At 66.0% G+C, this 18,893-nt stretch carries 17 protein-coding genes; 10 read left to right on the forward strand and 7 right to left on the reverse strand.

From position 1 onward, the window contains the following. Position 1 precedes the first annotated feature (1 nt). The gene (locus E1742_RS21430; protein ID WP_134387155.1) at positions 2-1,117 is read right to left on the reverse strand and encodes a carbohydrate kinase family protein; all 1,116 of its coding nucleotides are present in this window, start codon (positions 1,115-1,117) and stop codon (positions 2-4) included. A 247-nt stretch (positions 1,118-1,364) separates the two neighbouring features. Here E1742_RS21430 and xapA point away from each other — a divergent pair, with 247 nt between their 5' ends. The 7 genes from xapA (at position 1,365) to E1742_RS21465 (ending at position 10,102) form a co-directional block, all read left to right on the forward strand. After that, positions 1,365-2,207, forward strand: a complete 843-nt coding sequence (gene xapA / locus E1742_RS21435; RefSeq protein WP_134387156.1) for a xanthosine phosphorylase — start codon at positions 1,365-1,367, stop codon at positions 2,205-2,207. A 55-nt stretch (positions 2,208-2,262) separates the two neighbouring features. Then, positions 2,263-3,456: a phosphopentomutase gene (locus tag E1742_RS21440; protein WP_134387157.1), complete on the forward strand. Its 1,194-nt coding sequence runs from the start codon at positions 2,263-2,265 to the stop codon at positions 3,454-3,456. Beyond that, complete coding sequence (gene deoC, locus E1742_RS21445; RefSeq protein WP_134387158.1) at positions 3,453-4,415, forward strand: deoxyribose-phosphate aldolase; 963 nt, start codon at positions 3,453-3,455, stop codon at positions 4,413-4,415. The genes E1742_RS21440 and deoC overlap by 4 nt, the downstream gene beginning before the upstream one ends. A gap of 10 nt (positions 4,416-4,425) precedes the next feature. Beyond that, complete coding sequence (locus E1742_RS21450) at positions 4,426-6,810, forward strand: aldehyde dehydrogenase family protein (RefSeq protein ID WP_371860173.1); 2,385 nt, start codon at positions 4,426-4,428, stop codon at positions 6,808-6,810. Between the two features lie 308 nt (positions 6,811-7,118). After that, a complete protein-coding gene (deoA, locus tag E1742_RS21455) occupies positions 7,119-8,441 on the forward strand; it encodes a thymidine phosphorylase (RefSeq protein WP_134387159.1) in 1,323 nt (440 codons plus the stop codon). Positions 8,442-8,458: 17 nt separating this feature from the next. Beyond that, the gene (locus E1742_RS21460; RefSeq protein WP_134387160.1) at positions 8,459-8,866 is read left to right on the forward strand and encodes a cytidine deaminase; all 408 of its coding nucleotides are present in this window, start codon (positions 8,459-8,461) and stop codon (positions 8,864-8,866) included. A 3-nt stretch (positions 8,867-8,869) separates the two neighbouring features. After that, the gene (locus E1742_RS21465; RefSeq protein ID WP_134387161.1) at positions 8,870-10,102 is read left to right on the forward strand and encodes a nucleoside deaminase; all 1,233 of its coding nucleotides are present in this window, start codon (positions 8,870-8,872) and stop codon (positions 10,100-10,102) included. Here E1742_RS21465 and E1742_RS21470 read toward each other — a convergent pair. From E1742_RS21470 to E1742_RS21485, 4 genes are all read right to left on the reverse strand, one after another. Then, positions 10,099-10,542, reverse strand: coding sequence for a VOC family protein (locus tag E1742_RS21470; RefSeq protein ID WP_134387162.1), 444 nt, complete (start codon positions 10,540-10,542; stop codon positions 10,099-10,101). The two genes, E1742_RS21465 and E1742_RS21470, sit on opposite strands and share 4 nt — an antisense overlap. A 122-nt stretch (positions 10,543-10,664) precedes the next feature. Next, positions 10,665-11,420, reverse strand: coding sequence for a LytR/AlgR family response regulator transcription factor (locus E1742_RS21475; RefSeq protein WP_134387163.1), 756 nt, complete (start codon positions 11,418-11,420; stop codon positions 10,665-10,667). Then, positions 11,417-12,325 carry a sensor histidine kinase gene (locus E1742_RS21480; protein WP_134387164.1) on the reverse strand — a complete coding sequence of 303 codons (909 nt, stop codon included), beginning with the start codon at positions 12,323-12,325 and terminating at the stop codon, positions 11,417-11,419. The genes E1742_RS21475 and E1742_RS21480 overlap by 4 nt, the downstream gene beginning before the upstream one ends. Continuing rightward, entirely contained in the window at positions 12,322-12,609 is a 288-nt protein-coding gene (locus tag E1742_RS21485; RefSeq protein WP_134387165.1) for a hypothetical protein, read from the reverse strand. Before E1742_RS21485 ends, E1742_RS21480 begins: the two co-directional genes overlap by 4 nt. A gap of 348 nt (positions 12,610-12,957) precedes the next feature. Between E1742_RS21485 and E1742_RS21490 the strand changes: the two genes are divergently transcribed. Then, positions 12,958-14,001 carry a choice-of-anchor A family protein gene (locus tag E1742_RS21490; RefSeq protein ID WP_134387166.1) on the forward strand — a complete coding sequence of 348 codons (1,044 nt, stop codon included), beginning with the start codon at positions 12,958-12,960 and terminating at the stop codon, positions 13,999-14,001. Positions 14,002-14,058: 57 nt separating this feature from the next. Here the strand turns inward: E1742_RS21490 and E1742_RS21495 are convergent, their stop codons facing one another. Together E1742_RS21495 and E1742_RS21500 are read right to left on the reverse strand one after the other, a co-directional pair. Then, positions 14,059-14,718 (reverse strand): TetR/AcrR family transcriptional regulator, encoded by a 660-nt coding sequence (locus E1742_RS21495; protein ID WP_134387167.1) that lies wholly within the window; start codon positions 14,716-14,718, stop codon positions 14,059-14,061. Further along, positions 14,711-16,150, reverse strand: a complete 1,440-nt coding sequence (locus E1742_RS21500) for an aminotransferase-like domain-containing protein (protein WP_134387168.1) — start codon at positions 16,148-16,150, stop codon at positions 14,711-14,713. Before E1742_RS21500 ends, E1742_RS21495 begins: the two co-directional genes overlap by 8 nt. Before the next feature lie 229 nt (positions 16,151-16,379). Here E1742_RS21500 and aptA point away from each other — a divergent pair, with 229 nt between their 5' ends. Both aptA and ald read left to right on the forward strand, forming a co-directional pair. Next, on the forward strand, positions 16,380-17,696 hold the full coding sequence (gene aptA, locus E1742_RS21505) for an omega-aminotransferase AptA (RefSeq protein ID WP_134387169.1): 1,317 nt from the start codon (positions 16,380-16,382) through the stop codon (positions 17,694-17,696). 77 nt (positions 17,697-17,773) lie between these two features. Then, the gene (ald, locus tag E1742_RS21510; protein WP_134387170.1) at positions 17,774-18,889 is read left to right on the forward strand and encodes an alanine dehydrogenase; all 1,116 of its coding nucleotides are present in this window, start codon (positions 17,774-17,776) and stop codon (positions 18,887-18,889) included. The last annotated feature ends 4 nt before the right edge of the window (positions 18,890-18,893 follow it).

Here is an 18,893-nt window from a genome sequence, read left to right on the forward strand (position 1 = left end):
GTCAGTCCTGTTCTTGAGGAGAAGGCGCGCTGAACGCATCGGGTGTCAGCGCGGGGGAGACGGTGTGCGGGCTTTGCACGGTAAGCGCGGCGGCCTGCAGGCCGCGCAGGCAGGCGCGCGTCAGGTCGGCGTCGCCTTGGGCCAGCGACCAGCACACGGCCGCAGAAAAGGCGTCGCCGGCGCCGGTGACGTCGATCACGTCGGCGGCCGGTATCTCATGCGCGGGCAGCCAGTGCAGGTCGCCCGGGACCGTGTGGTAGACGCCGGCCGCGCCGCACGTGACGATCACGTCCTGCGCGCCATCGGCCTGCAATGTGCGGCATGCTTCGCGCACGTGCGCTTCCGTGGGCAGCGCACGGCCGGCGCGCGCTTCCAATTCACCGCGGTTCAGGATCAGGAGGCGCAGGCCGCGCAGGTCGCGGGGCAGCCGGTCCATCTTCGGCTGCGATACCGCGACGATGACAAGTTGCGCGCTGCCCCGTTGCGCGTCCCCCAGCAGCAGGGCGACGCTCGCTTCCGGCAGGTTCAGGTCCGCGACGACCAGCGATGCTGCGGCGCGCTGCGGCTGCCGGTCGGCCAGGAAGGCCGGTGTGATGTGGTCGTACAGTGCCATGTCGGCGAGCGCGACGACCATCTCGCCCGCGCCGTCCAGCACTGCCGTGTAGGTGCCGGTCGCGCTGCCGGGCAGTTTCAGCGACCCGGTCATGTCGATGCCTGCGCCTTCCGCATGCTTGCGTAGCGCGTCGCCGGCGCTGTCCATGCCGACCGCCGTCAGCAGAGCGCTTGGGGTGCCAAGCCGGGCCAGGTTTTCCGCGATATTGCGTGCGACGCCGCCGTAGGTTTCGGTTGCACTGGCGGGATTGGACGTGGCCATGCGCAGCACCCCCAGCGTGCGCAGCTTGCGGTCCAGGTTCGCCGCACCGATGCACAGCACGGTGCGTGACGCCGGCAGCACATAGGCGCGGCCCAGCAAGCGACGCTCGCGGATCAGACTGGCGATATGGCCCGCCACGGCCGAGCGCGACAGGCCGAGCTGGTCCGCCAGCTGCTGCTGGGAAACGAAAGGATTGGAACGGACCAGCTGAAACAGCTGTTCTTTCTTGGGGATGTCGCTCACGCAGGCCTTGAGAATGATTTCAAACAACTGTCTGCAATCGTAAACACTTGTTCACTTCATGTCAAACTGGACCGGTCCGTTATAATAGAGCACTATTTATATATCCTGCATATAAATGGCAAAGAAAAATGGTATTTGCCATACATATCAGGGATGATGCATAGTGTCGCCTTGTCAGTGCAGCCCCCTTTTTTCACGGGAATGCCGGCGCCACTGCATCGTCACAGACCGACACTCAGAGGACCTCATGTTGAACAATTCCCCCTTCCAGGCAGCCGCCATCGTCCGCTCGCGCATGCCCGCGAACTTCCAGCCGCGCTGCGCGCTGATCCTGGGTTCCGGCCTGGGCGTGCTGGCCGAGCAGATGACGGACTCGGTGTCCATTGGCTTCGACGAGCTGCCGGGCTTCCCGATCAGCACCGTGCATGGCCATGCGGGCCAGATGGTTCTGGGCACGCTGGCCGGCGTGCAGGTGGTCTGCCTGAAGGGGCGCGGTCACTTCTACGAAGGCTATGGCCTGGGCGTCATGACGAGCGCCGTGCGCACGTTGAAGCTGTTGGGCTGCGAATTTGTCTTCGTGACGAATGCCGCCGGCTCGCTGCGTCCGGAAGTGGACGCCGGCTCGCTGGTGGCGCTGAACGACCATATCAACTTCCTGCCCGGCACGCCGATGATCGGCCCGAACGACGAGCGTTTCGGCCCGCGCTTCTTCAGCATGGCGAACGCGTATGACGCGGACCTGCGCAAGCTGCTGCAGGACACTGCCGCCGAGCAAGGTATCACCCTGCACGAAGGCGTCTACATCGCCTACGCCGGCCCGAACTTCGAAACGCCTGCGGAGATCCGCGCCTTTGGCCGCCTGGGCGCCGATGTTGTCGGCATGTCCGTCGTGCCCGAAGTCGTGCCGGCCCGCCACTGCGGCCTGAAGGTCGTGGGCGTGTCCGTCATCACCAACCTGGCCGAAGGGCTGTCGCCGTTCCCGCTGTCGCACGAGCAGACGCTGAAGTACGCCGCCATCGGCGCGGAAAGCCTGGTGAAGCTGATCCACGCGTTCATGTCCAACATCGCCAAGACGCCTGCACAGGCATAAATCAAGCGTTTCAACGGGCGGCTGCGGCCGCCCTTCATTTTTTACGGGACACATCATGTCACGCGCATTCATCCTCCTGCTCGACTCCTTCGGCCTTGGCGCCACGCCGGATGCCGATAAATACGGCGACGCCGCCGCCAACACCTTCGGCAGCATCGCCGCCTGGGCCGCCCGCGAAGGCAAGCCGATGGCGCTGCCGAACCTGGAACAACTGGGCCTGGCCGCCGCCGCCCACACAGCAACCGGCAAGTGGGCCGAGGGCTTCAGCCTGCGCGATGGTTTCAAGGGCGCCTATGGCGTCGCGCGCGAACAGTCCACCGGCAAGGACACCCAAAGCGGCCACTGGGAAATCGCCGGCGTGCCGGTGCTGTTCGACTGGGGCTACTTCCCGAAAACCGTGCCGTCGTCCCCGCAGGAGCTGACGGACAAACTGCAGGAACTGGGCAAGCTGCCCGGCTTCCTGGGCAACTGCCACGCCTCCGGCACGACGATCATCAACGAGCTGGGTGACGAGCACGTGGCCACCGGCAAGCCGATCCTGTACACGTCGGCCGATTCCGTGCTGCAGATCGCCGCACACGAGGAACACTTCGGCCTTGAGCGCCTGTACGAGATCTGCGAGATCGCCTATGAGCTGGTCAAGCCGTACAACATCGGCCGGGTGATCGCCCGTCCGTTCACGGGCGCCAACGGCGACTACAAGCGCACGGCCAACCGCCACGACTACGCCGTGCCGCCGCCGGCGCCAACCCTGCTGGACCACGTCAAGGACGCGGGCGGCGAAGTCATCGCACTGGGCAAGATCAGCGACATCTACGCCGCCAAGGGCGTATCGCGCGTCGTGAAAGGGCCGGACAACATGGCGCTGTTCGACGCGCTGCTGAAGGTGCAGGATGAAGCGGGCGACAAATCGCTGACGTTCGTGAACTTCGTCGACTTCGACATGCTGTTCGGCCACCGCCGCGACGTGCAGGGCTATTCGAATGCGCTGCACGAACTGGACGCGCGCCTGCCGGAATTCATCGCGAAGCTGAAGGACGGCGACATGGTCGTCGTCACGGCCGATCACGGCTGCGACCCGACGTCGCCCGGTTCGGACCACACGCGCGAGCATATCCCGATGATCTTCTTCGGCCCGGCAGTGCAGCCGCGCGCGCTCGGCATCTCCGAAACGTTCTCCGACATCGGCCAGACGCTGGCCCATCACCTGGGCGTGAAACCTCTTTCCAACGGAACCAACCTGTTATGAGCATCCCTGCAGATTTCAAGCGCAACGAGGCCATCGGCCTTGACCTGGGCTGGCTGAATCACATTCACGTCAACAAGGCGGCGGCCGACCGCCGCGCCGCGTCGCTGGCGAACCGCCGCACCGTCAAGAAGGAATATCAGGCCGCGTGGCTGGTCAAAGCCATCGAGCTGATCGACCTGACGACCCTGTCCGGCGACGATACGCCCGGCCGCGTCGAGCGCCTGTGCATGAAGGCGATGCGCCCGCTGCGCACGGACCTGGTGGAAGCGCTGGGCCTGCAGGAGCGCAATCTGATGACGGGCGCCGTCTGCGTCTATCACGAGATGATCCGCCATGCGGACAAGGTACTGAAGGGCCGCCTGCCCATCGCCGCCGTGTCGACGGGCTTCCCGGCCGGCCTGACGAGCATGGAAACGAAGGTGCGCGAGATCGAGCTGTCGGTGGCCGACGGCGCCCAGGAGATCGACATCGTCATCACGCGCCAGCACGTCCTGACCGGCAACTGGCAGGCGCTGTACGACGAGATGGTGGCTTACCGCCAGGCGTGCGGCGAAGCGCACGTCAAGGCGATCCTGGCGACGGGCGATCTCGTCACCCTGGAAAACGTGGCGAAAGCCTCGATGGTGTGCATGATGGCGGGCGCGGACTTCATCAAGACGTCCACCGGCAAGGAAGGCGTCAACGCGACGATTCCCGTGTCGCTGGTGATGGTGCGGGCGATCCGCGAGTTCCACGAGCGCACGGGCTTCAAGGTGGGCTACAAGCCGGCCGGCGGCGTCTCGACCGCCAAGGCCGCGCTGCAGTACATGACCGTCATGAAGGAAGAGCTGGGCAACGAGTGGCTGGAACCGCACCTGTTCCGCATCGGTGCATCGAGCCTCCTGACCGACATCGAGCGCCAGCTGGAGCACCACGTGACCGGCAACTACTCCGCTGTCCACCGTCACGCGCAACCTTAAAGATCACGCCATGCCTACAATTACTGAGATTCTGAACACCATGGAATACGGCCCTGCACCGGAAAGCACGAAAGAAGCGCAAGCGTGGCTGGACCAGCATGGCCGCACCTTCGGCCTGTTTATCGACAATGAGTGGACCTCGCCCGGCGAGACCTTCGCCTCGACCAATCCGGCCGATGGCCGGGAGCTGGCGCAGCTGACGCAGGCCACGAGCGAAGACGTCGACCGCGCCGTGCAGGCCGCGCGCCGTGCGCAGCCGGCTTGGGCCGCCATGGGTGGTCCTGCCCGCGCGCGCATCATGTATGCGATTGCGCGCCTGATGCAGAAGCATGCGCGCCTGTTCGCCGTGCTGGAAACGCTGGACAACGGCAAGACGATCCGCGAAACGCGCGATGCCGACCTGCCGCTGGTTGCCCGCCACTTCTACCATCACGCCGGCTGGGCACAGCTCTTGGACGAGGAATTCCCCGGCCACCGCGCCGTCGGCGTTGTCGGCCAGATCGTCCCATGGAACTTCCCGCTGCTGATGCTGGCGTGGAAGATCGCTCCGGCCATGGCGGCCGGTAACGCCATCGTCTTCAAGCCGGCCGAATTCACGCCGTTGACCGCACTGCTGTTTGCCGAGATCTGCGTGCAGGCCGGCGTGCCGGCCGGCGTGGTGAACATCGTCACGGGCGACGGCCGCACGGGCGAAGCCATCGTCAAGCACGATGGCATCGACAAGCTGGCGTTCACGGGCTCCACCGAAGTGGGCCGCCTGATCCGCGAAGCCACGGCCGGCAGCGGCAAGAAGCTGTCCCTGGAACTGGGCGGCAAGTCGCCGTACATCGTCTTTGAAGATGCCGATATCGACGCGGCCGTCGAAGGCCTGGTCGATTCGATCTGGTTCAACCAGGGCCAGGTCTGCTGCGCCGGTTCGCGCCTGCTGGTGCAGGAATCCGTTGAAGAGCGCTTCCTGAAAAAACTGAAAAGCCGAATGGACAACCTGCGTCTCGGTTCGCCGCTCGATAAATCGATGGACATCGGCGCGCTGGTCGACCCGATCCAGCGCCAGCGTATCCATGGCCTGGTGGAAGCGGCACGCGCCGAGGGCTGCGAGATTTACCAGCCATCGGCGTGCGAGATCCCCGCCGAAGGTTCGTGGTTCCCGCCGACCTTGATCACGGGCGCATCGACGTCCGCTGCCGTGGCCCAGGCCGAGATCTTCGGCCCCGTGCTGGTGGCAATGAGCTTCCGCACGCCAGCCGAAGCGGTGCAGCTGGCGAACAACACGGTCTACGGCCTGGCCGCGTGCGTCTGGAGCGAGAACATCAGCCTGGCGCTGGACGTGGCGCCGCAGATCAAGGCCGGCGTGGTGTGGATCAACACGGCCAACCAGTTCGACGCCGCCTGCGGCTTCGGCGGCTACAAGGAATCGGGCTATGGCCGTGAAGGCGGCCGCGAAGGCATGTTCGAGTATCTGGTGCCGGTGTCCGAAGACGCGCGTCCGGCACTGCCGGCAGTAGCGAAATCCGCTGCCGCCAAGCCTGCCGCCGCGTCGAGCGATCCGTTCGCCATCGACCGTACCGCCAAGCTGTACATCGGCGGCAAGCAGGCCCGCCCCGACGGCGCCTACAGCCGCGCCATCCATGGTGCGGACGGCACGTTCCTCGGCGAGATTGGCGAAGGCAATCGCAAGGACATCCGCAACGCCGTCGAAGCGGCGCACAAGGCGTCCGGCTGGACCAAGGCCACGGCGCACAACCGCGCGCAGGTGCTGTACTACATCGCCGAGAACCTGGCCGCCCGCGGCAGGGAATTCGCCGAGCGCATCGCCGCGCAGACCGGCAGCAAGACTACGGAAAAAGAAGTGCAGGCATCCATTGAGCGCCTGTTCTACTGGGCCGCGTGGGCCGACAAGTACGACGGCGCCGCGCACCAGCCGCCGATGCACGGCATCACCGTCGCGCTGAACGAAGCGATCGGCGTGATCGGCATCGTCTGCCCGAACGAGAACCCGCTGCTGGGCTTCATCTCGCTGGTCGCGCCGGCCATCGCCGTGGGCAACCGCGTCGTGGCCGTGCCGTCGGAAGCGCACCCGCTGTCGGCCACGGACCTGTACCAGGTGTTCAACACGTCGGACCTGCCGGGCGGCGTCGTCAACATCGTTACGGGCAGCGCCGACGAGCTGGCGCGCACCCTGGCGTCGCACAGCGATATCGATGCCGTCTGGCGTCACGACGGCTCGGCCGCCGGCTGCGCCGAAGTGGAGAAGCTGTCGGCCGGCTCGCTCAAGCGCACCTGGACAAGCGGCGGCAAGGGCCGCGACTGGTTCAGCACGCAGCAGGCGGCCGGACGGACGGTGCTGGCGCATGCCACGCAGGTGAAGAATATCTGGATTCCTTACGGCGTTTGAGTTGACCGGCGGGTGATGCATCCGCTACGGCCTGATCCGCTGGGGTCTGTCCCCGGTAAGCAGCGGCTCTGGCGCTTGCCGTTTGCTTTACGAGGGGACTGGAGCGGATGATGGCAAGTATGCCATCATCCGCTGCGCAGGCGCGGAGCATGCTCCGCGAAACCCCTGCTTCGCCCCCGGTTTTTTCCAGTGCTTCGCGATAAATACCGGGGTCGTTCCCCTAACGAAGCCGCTGGCAAGCGCTGGAGCTGACACTTACCGGGGACAGACCCCAGGCACACGCCAACAAAGTTAAGAAAGAACAAATCATGTACCTCCCCCAAGAAATCATCCGCAAGAAGCGCGACGGCGGCGTCCTGACCGCCGATGAAATCCGCTTCTTCGTCGGCGGCATCACCAGCGGCGCCACCACCGAAGGCCAGATCGCCGCGCTCGCGATGGCCGTCTTCTTCAACGACATGACGATGGACGAGCGGGTCGCCTTTACGCTGGCGATGCGCGACTCCGGAGACGTGCTGGAATGGAAGTCGCTGAACCTGCCCGGCCCTGTCATGGACAAGCACTCCACCGGCGGCGTCGGCGACGTCGTTTCGCTGCTGCTGGGCCCAATGATCGCCGCGTGCGGCGGCTTCGTGCCGATGATCTCGGGCCGCGGCCTGGGACACACGGGCGGCACGCTGGACAAGTTCGATTCGATCCCGGGCTATTGCACGGTGCCGGACAATGCCTTGTTCCGCAAGGTCGTCAAGGACGTGGGCGTGGCCATCATCGGCCAGACCGCGTCGCTCGCGCCGTCCGACAAGAAGTTCTACAGCATCCGCGACGTGACGGCGACGGTGGAATCGGTCGCCATGATCACGGGTTCCATCCTGTCGAAGAAGCTGTCGGCGGGCCTCGACGTGCTGGCGATGGACGTCAAGGCCGGCAGTGGCGCGTTCATGCCGACCTATGAAAAATCGGTGGAGCTGGCCGAGTCGATCGTCAAGGTCGGCAATGGCGCCGGCATGATGACGTCCGCGCTGCTGACCGACATGAACGAGTCGCTGGCCCCGGCCGCCGGCAACGCCGTCGAAGTGCGCTGCGCGATCGATTACCTGACCGGTAAATCGCGTCCGGCGCGCCTGCATGAAGTGACGATGGCGCTGTGCGCCGAGATGCTCGTGCTGGGCAAACTGGCCGCCAACGAAACGGAAGCGCGCGCCAGGCTGCAGGCATCGCTCGACAGCGGCGCCGCGGCGGAACGCTTCGCGAAGATGGTCACGGCGCTGGGCGGTCCGGCCGACCTGCTGGAGAACATGGACAAGCACCTGGACCGTGCGCCGTTTATCGTCGAAGTGCCGGCCCTGCAGTCGGGTTACGCCGCCACAACGAACTGCCGCGGCCTGGGACTGGCAGTCGTCAGCCTGGGCGGCGGCCGCCGTCGTCCGCAGGACGCGATCGACTTCGGCGTCGGCCTGACGAACCTGGCGGAACTGGGCCAGAAGATCGACGCCGGCCAGCCGCTGGCAATCGTCCACGCACGCACCGAGGAAGCGGCCAAGCAGGCCGTGGCCGAAGTCCAGGCGGCGTACACGATCGCCGACACGGCACCGGCTGCCAACCCGATCGTCTACCGCACGATCCGCCCGTAATGAAACCCGGGACCCATATGAATACCCAACAACTGATCGAAGAAGCCAAGGCCGCACGGCTGAAGGCCTATACCCCGTATTCGAACTTCAAGGTCGGCGCCGCTTTGCTGTGCAGCGACGGCAAGGTCTTTCATGGCTGCAACGTGGAAAATGCCGCCTATGGCCTGTGCAACTGCGCCGAGCGCACCGCGTTCTTCTCCGCGTTTGCCCACGGCTACAAGCAGGGCGACTTCGACAAGCTCGTAGTCGTTGGCGAGACCGATGGTCCGATCGCACCGTGCGGCGCGTGCCGTCAGGTCATCATTGAACTGGGCGGCAACGCGCTGCCCGTCGTGCTGACGAACCTGAACGGCGACGTGTTCGAGACGACAGCGGCCGAGCAGCTGCCGAACGCGTTCGGCGGCCACGACCTGAAGAAAAAATAAGCGGTGAAAAAAGCCATCGACGTGCAGGCCGCGGTCGCCATCGCGTCGCTGGAAGCCATCGCCGCCAAGACGCAAGGCACGTTCGGTGTCGGCGGCGTCATGCTGGACAGCTTTGGCACCGTGCTGCAGTCGGTACACAACAATGTGATTCGCCATGGCCTGATCCACGATCCCACGGCCCATGGCGAACGGCAGCTGATCGACTGGTACTACGCCGAAGCGGCCAAGGGCAGGGCACTGCCGCCGTCGCACGAGATCACCATCGTCACGTCGCTCGATCCCTGCTGCATGTGCGCCGGGGCCATCCTGGCGGGCGGCTTCCACGTTGTCGTGGCCGCGAACGATTGCAACGCCGGTGTCAACCACGAAGGCGACGCGTCGTTCACTGCGCTGCCCGAGGCCTTGCGCGAGCAGGCGCGTGGCACGTTTTCCTATCCGGCGGTGCTGGGGACGTCGTCGTATGCACGCCAGCAGCGTGGTGCGGCACCGCCGCCTTTCTTCATCGGCAAGACCATCGCCGAGCCGACGCAGGCATTGTGCTCCCTGGTGTTCGAGGCAACCACGGAAAGCGTCATCGGCCTGTTCAACGTCGATCCGCCCCGCGCGAGCTTGCTGGACCCGGCCACGTTGCCGGGCGACGACGTTATCGTGCGGGCGCTGAAGCGGGCCTGCCCGGATGCGCTGACCTATCGCTGCGAACCGGGGCGGCCGGACGCGGGGCTGGCGCCGTATCTGGAGCATGCGGTCCGGCGCGACCGCGCACAGGGCGGCAACGGCGATGCCGTCGTGCTGCTCGATGCCTTCGGCAACCTGCTGCTGTGCTGCCACGGCCGGCGCGGCAAATCCGCCATCCGTACCGCATTCATGGAATGCACGCGTGCCTATGCCCAGCTGCGCTACAAGCTGATGGACGGCCTTGAGGCGGCGCGGCAGGACGAAGTGCGCCGCTACCTGGGACACCCGAAAGACGCCACGTTAGTGCTGGCGCGCGCGCCGGACGAGACTGCGCTCGACGTCATGAACCTGGGCGCCTATGGCTCGACGATGGAAGGTCCGCTGCCGGCCCGGAATCCCGCGCAGCTGCAATTTGTGCTGCCGCCGCGCGACGAGGCGGCGCTGGCAAGGCTATGCGCTGGCTTGCCACCACTGTACCGCGACGTGATCGGCATCCACCCCACGCAGGTCGCCGACGCCGGCCTGGTGGCCGCGCTGGCCGCCGGCGCTGCCGCCACCTAGCGCATCCGTTCCGAATCGGCCCACGGATCGTAGGTGCCGATGCTCCACACATGGCCCTCCGGGTCGCGGCACGTGAAGCCGCGTCCGCCGTACTCCTCGTCCTGCAATGCCAGCAGGATCGGCGCTCCCGCCTGCACCGCCCGCTCGTGCACCTGGTCGGCATCGTTGACGACGAGGTAGGAGGTCTGGGTGACGAAGGTGCCGATTTCCGCAGGCTCTTTCAGCAGGCGGCCATAGTCGCTGTCGACCACCGAACCCAGCATGATCATGCCGTTGCCATACGTGAGCTGGGCGTGCGCCACGCTGTCGTCTTCGTTCCGCACCACCAGCCGGGCTTCGAAACCCAGAGTGTTGCAGAGCCATTCGATAGCGGCCGGCGCATCGCGATAACGCAGGCAGGGCATGATGGTGGCGCGCGTTTGCTTCGGTACCGTCGTCATTGTGCTTCTCCTTGTGCTGGCGGATGCCCGCAAGGGGGCGGAATCACCAATATAGACCAGCGTTTTGGGTGCGGCAAGCGGAGTCAGGCAGGGAAAAAACCAACTGGACAATGAGCGGGGTGTCACATCTGCTGGAACAGATGAGTATTGCCGCGGCTGACTTCCAGCTCTTCGGCGAAGTGGCGCACGCGCACCATCTGCCGACCGCGCAGGTCGCGCGTGACTGCGGCGATGGCGTCCACCCGCACGAGCGTGGAGCGGTGGATGCGCCAGAATTCGTCCGGGTCGAGTTCCTCGGCCAGCTCCTTCAGTGTCTTGCGGATCAGGACTTCGCCTTGCGCCGTCTGCACCCGCGTGTACTTCTCGTCGGCGCGAAAGAACAGGATCTCGCGTGTGCTGATCATGCGCAGGCTGTTGCCGACCTGCGCCTGGATCCAGTGCAGGTAACTGCGCGCCGGCCTGACCGCGCCCTGCGCGAGCAGGCGGCCCAGCTGGCGCTCGATGTCGTCCGGCCGGCGGCCAATGCGGCTCTTCAGGCGCGCCACCGTCGCCGTCAGCCGTTCGCCGCCGACAGGCTTCAGCAGGTAGTCCAGCGCGCCGTGTTCGAACGCGTCGATCGCATACTGATCGTAGGCCGTCACGAACACGATATGGCAGCGGTTGAACAGCATCCGCGCCGCTTCGATGCCGGAAACGCCCGGCATGCGGATGTCGAGGAAGACGATGTCGGGCCGGTGCTGCCCCGCCAGCGCGACGGCCTCCACGCCGTTGGCCGCTGCGGCCACGATGGACAGCTCGGGCCAGCAGTCGTGCAGGCGCTTGCTCAGCATGTCGCGCATGGGCTCTTCGTCGTCCGCGATCAGCGCCGTGGCGTTCATGGCTCGGCCTTGGCGAAAATGTCCGGCGTGAACGGCAGCCGGATGCACGCGCGGCAGCCGCCGTGCGCCGGGGTTTCGATCAGCAGCTCGGCGCGGGCGCCGTACAACAGCTTCAGGCGCTCACGCACGTTCGTCAGCCCGACGCCGTCGCCGGCGTAGCGGGAGAAGCCGACACCATCGTCCTGCACCGTCACTTCCATCGTCGCGGCGGTGGCGCGCGCACGGATGTCGATCCGGCCGCCTTCGATCTTCGGCTCAAGGCCGTGCCTGATGGCGTTCTCGATCAGGATCTGCAGCATCATCGGCGGGAAGGTGGCGCTTTCCAGCTCGCGCGGCACATCGATCGACACGGCCAGCCGCGTCTTCATCCGCGCCTGCATGATGGCGAGATAGGAGCGCGACAGGGCGATCTGCCGCCCCAGCGTGGCGCCGCCGCGCGAGCGCATCTGCGGCAGCGTGGAGCGCAGATAGTCGATCAGGTGTTCATGGATGCGGGCCGCCTGCGGCGGGTCGGTCTCGATCAGCTGTCCGATCAGCGCCAGGGTATTGAACAGGAAGTGCGGCTCGACCTGCGCCTGCAGCGCCGCCATCTGCGCTTCCACCAGGCGCCGTTCGGTGCTTTCCGTGCCCGCTTGCGCGGCTGCTTCGCGCGCCTCGATCTCGGCCTTGCGCTTGCCCCCGGCCAGCACTTTCAGGCCGCACGAGATCAGGATGAAGGCGAGCGCCTGTTTCGGCAGCAGGACCGGCGTGCAGGCCAGCAGCAGCGCCAGCACCCACGTCACGACCAGCTGGCGGAACGGCACCTGCGCCAGCCAGTCGAAGAACTGCCACCACAGGCTGCTGGCTGTCTCGCCCAGTTCGCGCAGGAAGCCGAACACGCCGGCGCTTCCGGCCGCCACTCTCATTTTGCGCCGCCCGGCATCGTGTCTTGCGGCTGTTCGTGCACGTGGCGGCGCTGCACGTGCTGCAGCCCGAGCGCTCCGATGAGCAGCTTTGCCAGCAGGAAGATGACGAACAGCGTCAGCGCCAGCGGGAGGATCGTCAGCAGGATCGCCAGCATGACGCACAGCGCCAGCAGCGAAGGCCAGGACTTCCGCTCGAGCCGGCGCATGCCGAAGCGGACAACGCTGACGACCGCGGCGCTGGCTTCGCGCAGGGTTTCGGTAAACGTCTTGTTGATGGTTTTCATGGCGGAAGGCTCCTGCAGGGTGGCGATGTGCGGACTCTAGCGCCCGCGCCGCCACCCTGGAACCGCCGTCCGACGAATTGTTGTTTTGACGGCCTGGCTTGCGCGGAAAGGCGACGAATGGGGCGGGACGAATGCCCGGCTGTCCCTGGCGGTGACGCGTCGGAGCCAGCCTTTCATGCACTGCCCCAAGCGCGGGAGCAGCACGGCAGAGCACAGGGTCGAACCCCAACGTTTCCCCTTTCGGCTGTCGTTGTAGTCAGGGTAACTATTGGTTTTCGTTGCAAACTATGTTATTGTCATGGAAATATATATTGCAAATATGCTAGCCTAGTTGACGCCAAGGACATCATGACCCGCCTTCTGACCACCGCCCTGACCATCGCTTTTGCCGCCGGTACTACGTTCGCCTCGGCCGCCGCTACCGCGCCCTTGACCGCCAATCAGGTCCTCAACCAGCTCAACGTGGTGGCGCTGGACACGATCGACTCGACGTCGCACGTGGATGGCCGCACCTGGGCCGGCGGCAGCGTGAAGGGCGGCGACTACGGCCAGCACCTCGGCAGCGCCCCTGCCTCCGCCTACGCCGGCCTGACGGCGCAAGGGGCCGCCAGCAACCTGCACGTCAACGGCGGCGGCGCCGTGATCGGCGGTTCGCTCGCCAACGCCACCATCAACTCGGGCGCCAGCGTCGTAAAGGGGGGCGCCAGCGGCACCAATTTCAATGGCCCCGCGTACGTCGCCGGGGCGAGCGCATGGAACAACTTCAATGGCGGCCGCGTGACGGACCTGACGGCCGCCATGCAGAGCGCCGATGCGGCGGCCGGCTCGACCGATTTCGGCAACCTGCTGGCCGGCCTGTCGGCATCGCTGAACGGTCTGGCCGATACGGGCAGCACCGTTGCCGTAAACGGCAACAAGGCCGTATTCAATGCGAAGGCCGACGCGAGCGGCGTCGCCGTGTTCGACCTGGATGCGATCGACGAGAGCCTGTTCCGCATGGGCGAATTCGAATTCCACCTGAACGGCGCCAGTACCGTCATCTTCAACACGGACGTGACGACGGCCTCGATCAATGCCAACTTCCTGGGCGGCTCGGCCCAGGCCATCGGCGGCAAGGCGATCTGGAACTTCTCCAGCGCGACCAGCCTGACGCTGGGCAGCCAGTTCGGCGGCGCCGTGCTGGCTACGGGCGCCACGCTGACCAACTGGCAGAACATCGAAGGCGGTGTCTTCGTGCAGGACCTCGTCCAGCGCGGCGAGATCCACCTGCAGCCGTTCACGGGCAACGTGCCGCTGCTGCCGGTGCCCGAGCCGATGAGCGTCTGGCTGCTGCTGGGCGGGCTGGTCGTGCTGGGCGCCCGCGCAACGACCCGCCAGGCGCCGTTCCGCTGATGTAGTACCGCGCACAGGCACCGGACGCCCTGCGGCCGGCACCTGTGCGCAACGTTCCTAAACGCCCCGGCGTATCGCTGTCAGCACCATCGCCACGATGGTCTCCTCGGCGTCCTCGTAATCCCTGCGCGTCAGCCGCCGGTTCAGCACCAGCGCCATTTGAGGCGCGAAGTCGGCATACGACTGCGTCATCGCCCAGATCGAGAACAGCAGGTGCGTCGCGTTGACCGGGGCGATCCGGCCAGCCGCGATCCAGCCTTCGAACACTTCGATATCGCGCCGCAGCACGGGCACCACGCGCTGGCGGATCTGCTCCCCGTACAGCTTGGCGCCGCCGATCACCTCCATCGCATACACGCGCGAAGCGTTGGGCTGCTCGCGTGAAAACTTCAGCTTTGCCTGCACGTAGGCGCGCAGCACGTCCTCCGGCTCGCCCGCATCGGCCAGGTGCGCCATCCGGTCCAGCCACTCGTCCAGCACGTCGTCCAGCACGCGCTGGTACAGCGCACCCTTGCTCGGGAAGTAATACATCAGGTTCTGCTTCGACAGGCCGGCGCTTTCCGCAATGGTGGCGATGGCCGTGCCTTCATAACCGCATTCGGCGAAGATGCGTACCGCCTCGGCCACGATCTGCGCTTCCAGCCGGTCGCGGTTCTGCATCCGCCGCGCCGCGCTGGTGAAACGGGGCGCGATTTTCCGGGGCGGGATCTTATTCATCGCCGCTCCTGACCGAGCGCAGGAACTCTCGCAGCTGCGGCTGATCCGCATAGGCGACGTTGAAGCGGAACCAGATCGAGCGGCTCGGGCGCAGCATGAAGAACTCGTTCGGCGCCAGCAGGATGCCGGCACGCAGCGCGGCGTCCGCGATGATGCGGCCGTTGCGTAGCGCCGTCGGTGCCGTGTGCCAGCCTGCGCTGACGAACATGCCGCCGCGTGGCCGCGCCACGGGCGTCATGCCCACGTCGCGCAGCGCATCGATGGTGCGTTCGCGGCCCGCGTCCAGCTGCACCACCAGCTTCTCGACCATGCGGCGGTAGGGCCGCGCCGTGATGGCATGGTGGACCGCGCGCTCGTTCACTTCCGACGTCGTCAACCCCGTCAGCATCTTCACGCGTACCAGTTCCGGCAGCAGCGAAGCGGAAGCGCAGATGGATCCGACCCGCAACACGGGCGACAGCGTCTTGGAGAAGCTGCCGACGCGGATGACGCGCCGCAGTCCGTCCAGCGCGGCCAGCGATGCCTCCCCGCGCAGGGCAAGTTCGCGGTAGATGTCGTCCTCCACCAGCCAGAAGTCGAACTGCTCGGAAAGTAGCAACAGGCGGTGCGCCTGCGCCGGCGACAGCGACGTGCCGAGAGGATTCTGCAGCACGGTGTTCACGAACATCAGCTTGGGCTGCGCAATTTTCGCCTGTTCCGCCAGGATGTCCATGTCGATGCCATGGTCGTCGCGCGGGATGCCGACGACAGTGCAGCCATGGTGGCGGATCAGCGAGAGCAGGTTGCTGTAGCCGGGATCTTCGACGAACACGGTGTCGCCCGGCCGCGTCAGCGTGCGCAGGATCAGGTCGAACGCATGGGTGGCGCCGTGCGTCAGCAGGATCTGGTCCGGTTCGACGGGGAACAGCTCGTCCGACAGGGTGGCCGCCACGTGCTGGCGCAACGATGGAAAACCCAGCGGGTGGCCATAGCCGCGCAGGCGGTTGGCCGGAATGCGCATGGCCTGGCGGACCGCGTCGAGGATCGTGTCCTCGCCATACCACTCCGGTGGCAGCCAGCCGGCGCCCACCGGCAGCGCGTCCGTGACGCCCGTGTACAGTTCCGGCGTGAGCGCATCCACGGCGGCGGGACCGCTGGCGAAGGGCGGCGGCAGCAAGGTCGCCGGGACTTCCTGGCGCGCCACGAAATAGCCCGAGCCGCGGCGCGACGACAGCAGCCCCAGCGTGACGAGCCGGTCATAGGCTTCGACAACTGTAAAGGTACTGATGCCATTACACTTCGCGAACTGGCGCACGGACGGCATTTTCGTGCCGATGCGAAGTGCCTTTGCCAACACCATCTCCGTGACCGCCGCCACGATCTTGTCGACCAGGCTGCCCTTCTTTGCCCGCTCCAGCGGCAGTACCGGCCAGACGGGAGCAGCGCCCGCCATGCCTTGATCCGCCGCAACGTCCTCATGCGCCATCGTTGACTCCCGTCGCAGAACTGTATTGTTTTAACTACCTGTACGGTTGGAAGGTTTTTCCGATTGTGTATATGTGCCATAGTGAACGGCGTGACTATTATTGCATCATCATTTTGCCAACTGGTAAATTTTTTTACGGGTTGTCAAAGCGGACCGTAAGCAAATCACGTCGCAAGCCAGCCACAAGGAGAACACAATGAACGAGTCCCGCCCGGAGTCGATGGCAGCCTTCTGGATGCCGTTCACGAACAACCGGGATTTCAAGGCCAGCCCACGCCTGCTGGTCTCCGCCGCCGGCGTGCACTACAAGGACGTCGACGGTAACGAGATCCTCGACGGCACCGCCGGCCTGTGGTGCGTTCCATGCGGCCACGCGCAGCCGAAGATCGTGGCGGCGGTGCGCGAAATGGTGGGCCAGCTGGACTTCGCGCCGACGTTCCAGATGGGCCATCCGGCCGCGTTCGACCTGGCCGACAGGCTGATGGCCTACACCAACCACCGCTTCGGCCACGTCTTCTATACCAACTCCGGTTCCGAGGCGGTCGACACGGCACTGAAAATGGCGCTGGCGTACCACCGGGCACGCGGCGAGGCGAGCCGCACCCGCTTCATCGGCCGCGAACGAGGCTACCACGGGGTCGGCTTCGGCGGCATTTCCGTCGGCGGCATTGCCGCCAACCGCAAGCCGTATGGCACCTTGCTGCCCGGTGTCGATCACCTGCCGCACACGCACGACATCGGGAAGAACGCTTTTACGCGCGGCGAACCGGAATACGGCGCGCACCTGGCGGACGAGCTGGAACGTATCGTCGCGCTGCACGACGCCTCGACGATCGCCGCCGTTGTCGTCGAACCCGTGGCCGGCTCCACGGGCGTGCTGATTCCGCCGAAGGGCTACCTGAAGCGGCTGCGCGAGCTGTGCACGAAGCACGGCATCCTGCTGATCTTCGACGAAGTCATCACCGGGTTCGGGCGCATGACGACGCCGTTCGCGGCGGACTACTTCGATGTCGAACCGGACATGATGACGACCGCGAAGGGCCTGACCAATGGCACGGTGCCGATGGGCGCCGTGTTCTCGAAGCGCTTCGTGCACGACGCGTTCATGGAAGGGCCGGCCGGCATCGAACTGTTCCACGGCTACACGTACTCGGGTCACCCGCTGGCCTGCGCGGCCGCGCTGGCCACGCTGGAAGTCTTCGAGGAACAGAAGATCCTCGACCATGCCAAAGGCCTGCAGGATTACTGGGCCGATGCCGTGTACTCGCTCAAGGACCTGCCGCACGTGATCGATCTGCGCTGCATCGGCCTGATCGCCGGCATCGAACTAGCGCCGATCGCCGGCAAGCCCGGCGCGCGCGCCTATGCCGCGTTCAAGAAGGCTTTCGCGGAAGGTGTGCTGATCCGCGTGACGGGCGACATCATCGCGCTGTCGCCACCGCTCGTCCTTGAAAAGCGCCATATCGACGAGCTGTTCGGCAAGCTGGCGAAGATTCTGAAGGAGCTGGACTGACGGTCATATCCCCAACTGCACCGGAGGCCGGCACAACCGGCGCCCGGCCCGGCGGTCACCCATAAGGAGACATCATCATGCTCGTAGGCGTACCCAAGGAAATCAAGAACCAGGAATCGCGCGTCGGCCTGACGCCGGCCAGCGTCAGGGAACTGGCGCTGCGGGGCCACCAGGTGCTGGTGCAGCGCCATGCCGGCGCGGCGATCGGCCTGTCCGACGAGATGTACGGCGCGGCCGGCGCCACCATCGTCGCGACGGCGCAGGAGATCTTCGAGCGGGCGGACATGATCGTCAAGGTCAAGGAGCCGCAGGCGCAGGAATGCGCGATGCTGCGCCCGGACCAGATCCTGTACACCTACCTGCACCTGGCGCCCGATCCCGAACAGACGAAGGCACTGATCGCATCGGGTGCCGTCTGCATCGCCTACGAAACCATCACGGGGCCCGGCGGCGGCCTGCCGCTGCTGGCGCCGATGAGCGAAGTGGCGGGCCGCATGTCGATCCAGGCCGGCGCCGCGCACCTCGAAAAATCCAAGGGCGGCATGGGGCTGCTGCTGGGCGGCGTGCCGGGCGTGGCGCCGGGCCATGTCGCCATTATCGGCGCCGGTGTCGTCGGCACCAATGCGCTGCAGATGGCCATCGGCCTTGGCGCGCGCGTGACGATCCTCGACAAGAACGTGGACCGGCTGCGCCAGATCGATCTCGTGTTCGGCAACCGCGTGCAGACGATGTATTCGACTGCGCACACGATCGAGGAAGCGGTGCTGGATGCGGACCTCGTCATCGGCGGCGTGCTGGTGCCCGGCGCGGCTGCGCCGAAGCTCGTCACCCGCGCAATGGTGGCGGCCATGAAGGCGGGCGCGGTGGTCGTCGATGTCGCCATCGACCAGGGTGGCTGTTTCGAAACGTCGCGCGCGACTACTCATGAGGCGCCCACGTTCGTTGTCGACGATGTGGTGCATTACTGCGTGGCGAACATGCCGGGCGCCGTCGCGCGCACCTCAACGTTTGCCTTGAACAACGCCACCATCGGTCATGCGGTGGCGCTGGCGGACAAGGGCTGGGCCAAGGCCATGGCCGCGAACCCGCACCTGAAGAACGGACTGAATGTATGCCGGGGCAAGGTCACCTATGAAGCGGTGGCCCATGCCCTCGGCCATGACTACCTGCCGGCCGATGCCTTGCTGGCCTGACCTG

The sequence above is a fragment of the Pseudoduganella plicata genome, assembly GCF_004421005.1.
In the GTDB taxonomy this organism is placed as follows: domain Bacteria; phylum Pseudomonadota; class Gammaproteobacteria; order Burkholderiales; family Burkholderiaceae_D; genus Rugamonas; species Rugamonas plicata.

Excerpts from the sequence above, each read along its gene's own strand:
- E1742_RS21440 (WP_134387157.1), top strand. The coding sequence starts at position 2,263 with ATGTCACGCGCATTCATCCTCCTGCTCGACTCCTTCGGCCTTGGCGCC.
- xapA (WP_134387156.1), top strand. The coding sequence starts at position 1,365 with ATGTTGAACAATTCCCCCTTCCAGGCAGCCGCCATCGTCCGCTCGCGC.
- E1742_RS21450 (WP_371860173.1), top strand. The coding sequence starts at position 4,426 with ATGCCTACAATTACTGAGATTCTGAACACCATGGAATACGGCCCTGCA.
- E1742_RS21470 (WP_134387162.1), bottom strand. The coding sequence starts at position 10,542 with ATGACGACGGTACCGAAGCAAACGCGCGCCACCATCATGCCCTGCCTG.
- E1742_RS21495 (WP_134387167.1), bottom strand. The coding sequence starts at position 14,718 with ATGAATAAGATCCCGCCCCGGAAAATCGCGCCCCGTTTCACCAGCGCG.
- E1742_RS21475 (WP_134387163.1), bottom strand. The coding sequence starts at position 11,420 with ATGAACGCCACGGCGCTGATCGCGGACGACGAAGAGCCCATGCGCGAC.
- deoA (WP_134387159.1), top strand. The coding sequence starts at position 7,119 with ATGTACCTCCCCCAAGAAATCATCCGCAAGAAGCGCGACGGCGGCGTC.
- E1742_RS21460 (WP_134387160.1), top strand. The coding sequence starts at position 8,459 with ATGAATACCCAACAACTGATCGAAGAAGCCAAGGCCGCACGGCTGAAG.
- aptA (WP_134387169.1), top strand. The coding sequence starts at position 16,380 with ATGAACGAGTCCCGCCCGGAGTCGATGGCAGCCTTCTGGATGCCGTTC.
- E1742_RS21480 (WP_134387164.1), bottom strand. The coding sequence starts at position 12,325 with ATGAGAGTGGCGGCCGGAAGCGCCGGCGTGTTCGGCTTCCTGCGCGAA.
- ald (WP_134387170.1), top strand. The coding sequence starts at position 17,774 with ATGCTCGTAGGCGTACCCAAGGAAATCAAGAACCAGGAATCGCGCGTC.
- E1742_RS21485 (WP_134387165.1), bottom strand. The coding sequence starts at position 12,609 with ATGAAAACCATCAACAAGACGTTTACCGAAACCCTGCGCGAAGCCAGC.
- E1742_RS21490 (WP_134387166.1), top strand. The coding sequence starts at position 12,958 with ATGACCCGCCTTCTGACCACCGCCCTGACCATCGCTTTTGCCGCCGGT.
- deoC (WP_134387158.1), top strand. The coding sequence starts at position 3,453 with ATGAGCATCCCTGCAGATTTCAAGCGCAACGAGGCCATCGGCCTTGAC.
- E1742_RS21500 (WP_134387168.1), bottom strand. The coding sequence starts at position 16,150 with ATGGCGGGCGCTGCTCCCGTCTGGCCGGTACTGCCGCTGGAGCGGGCA.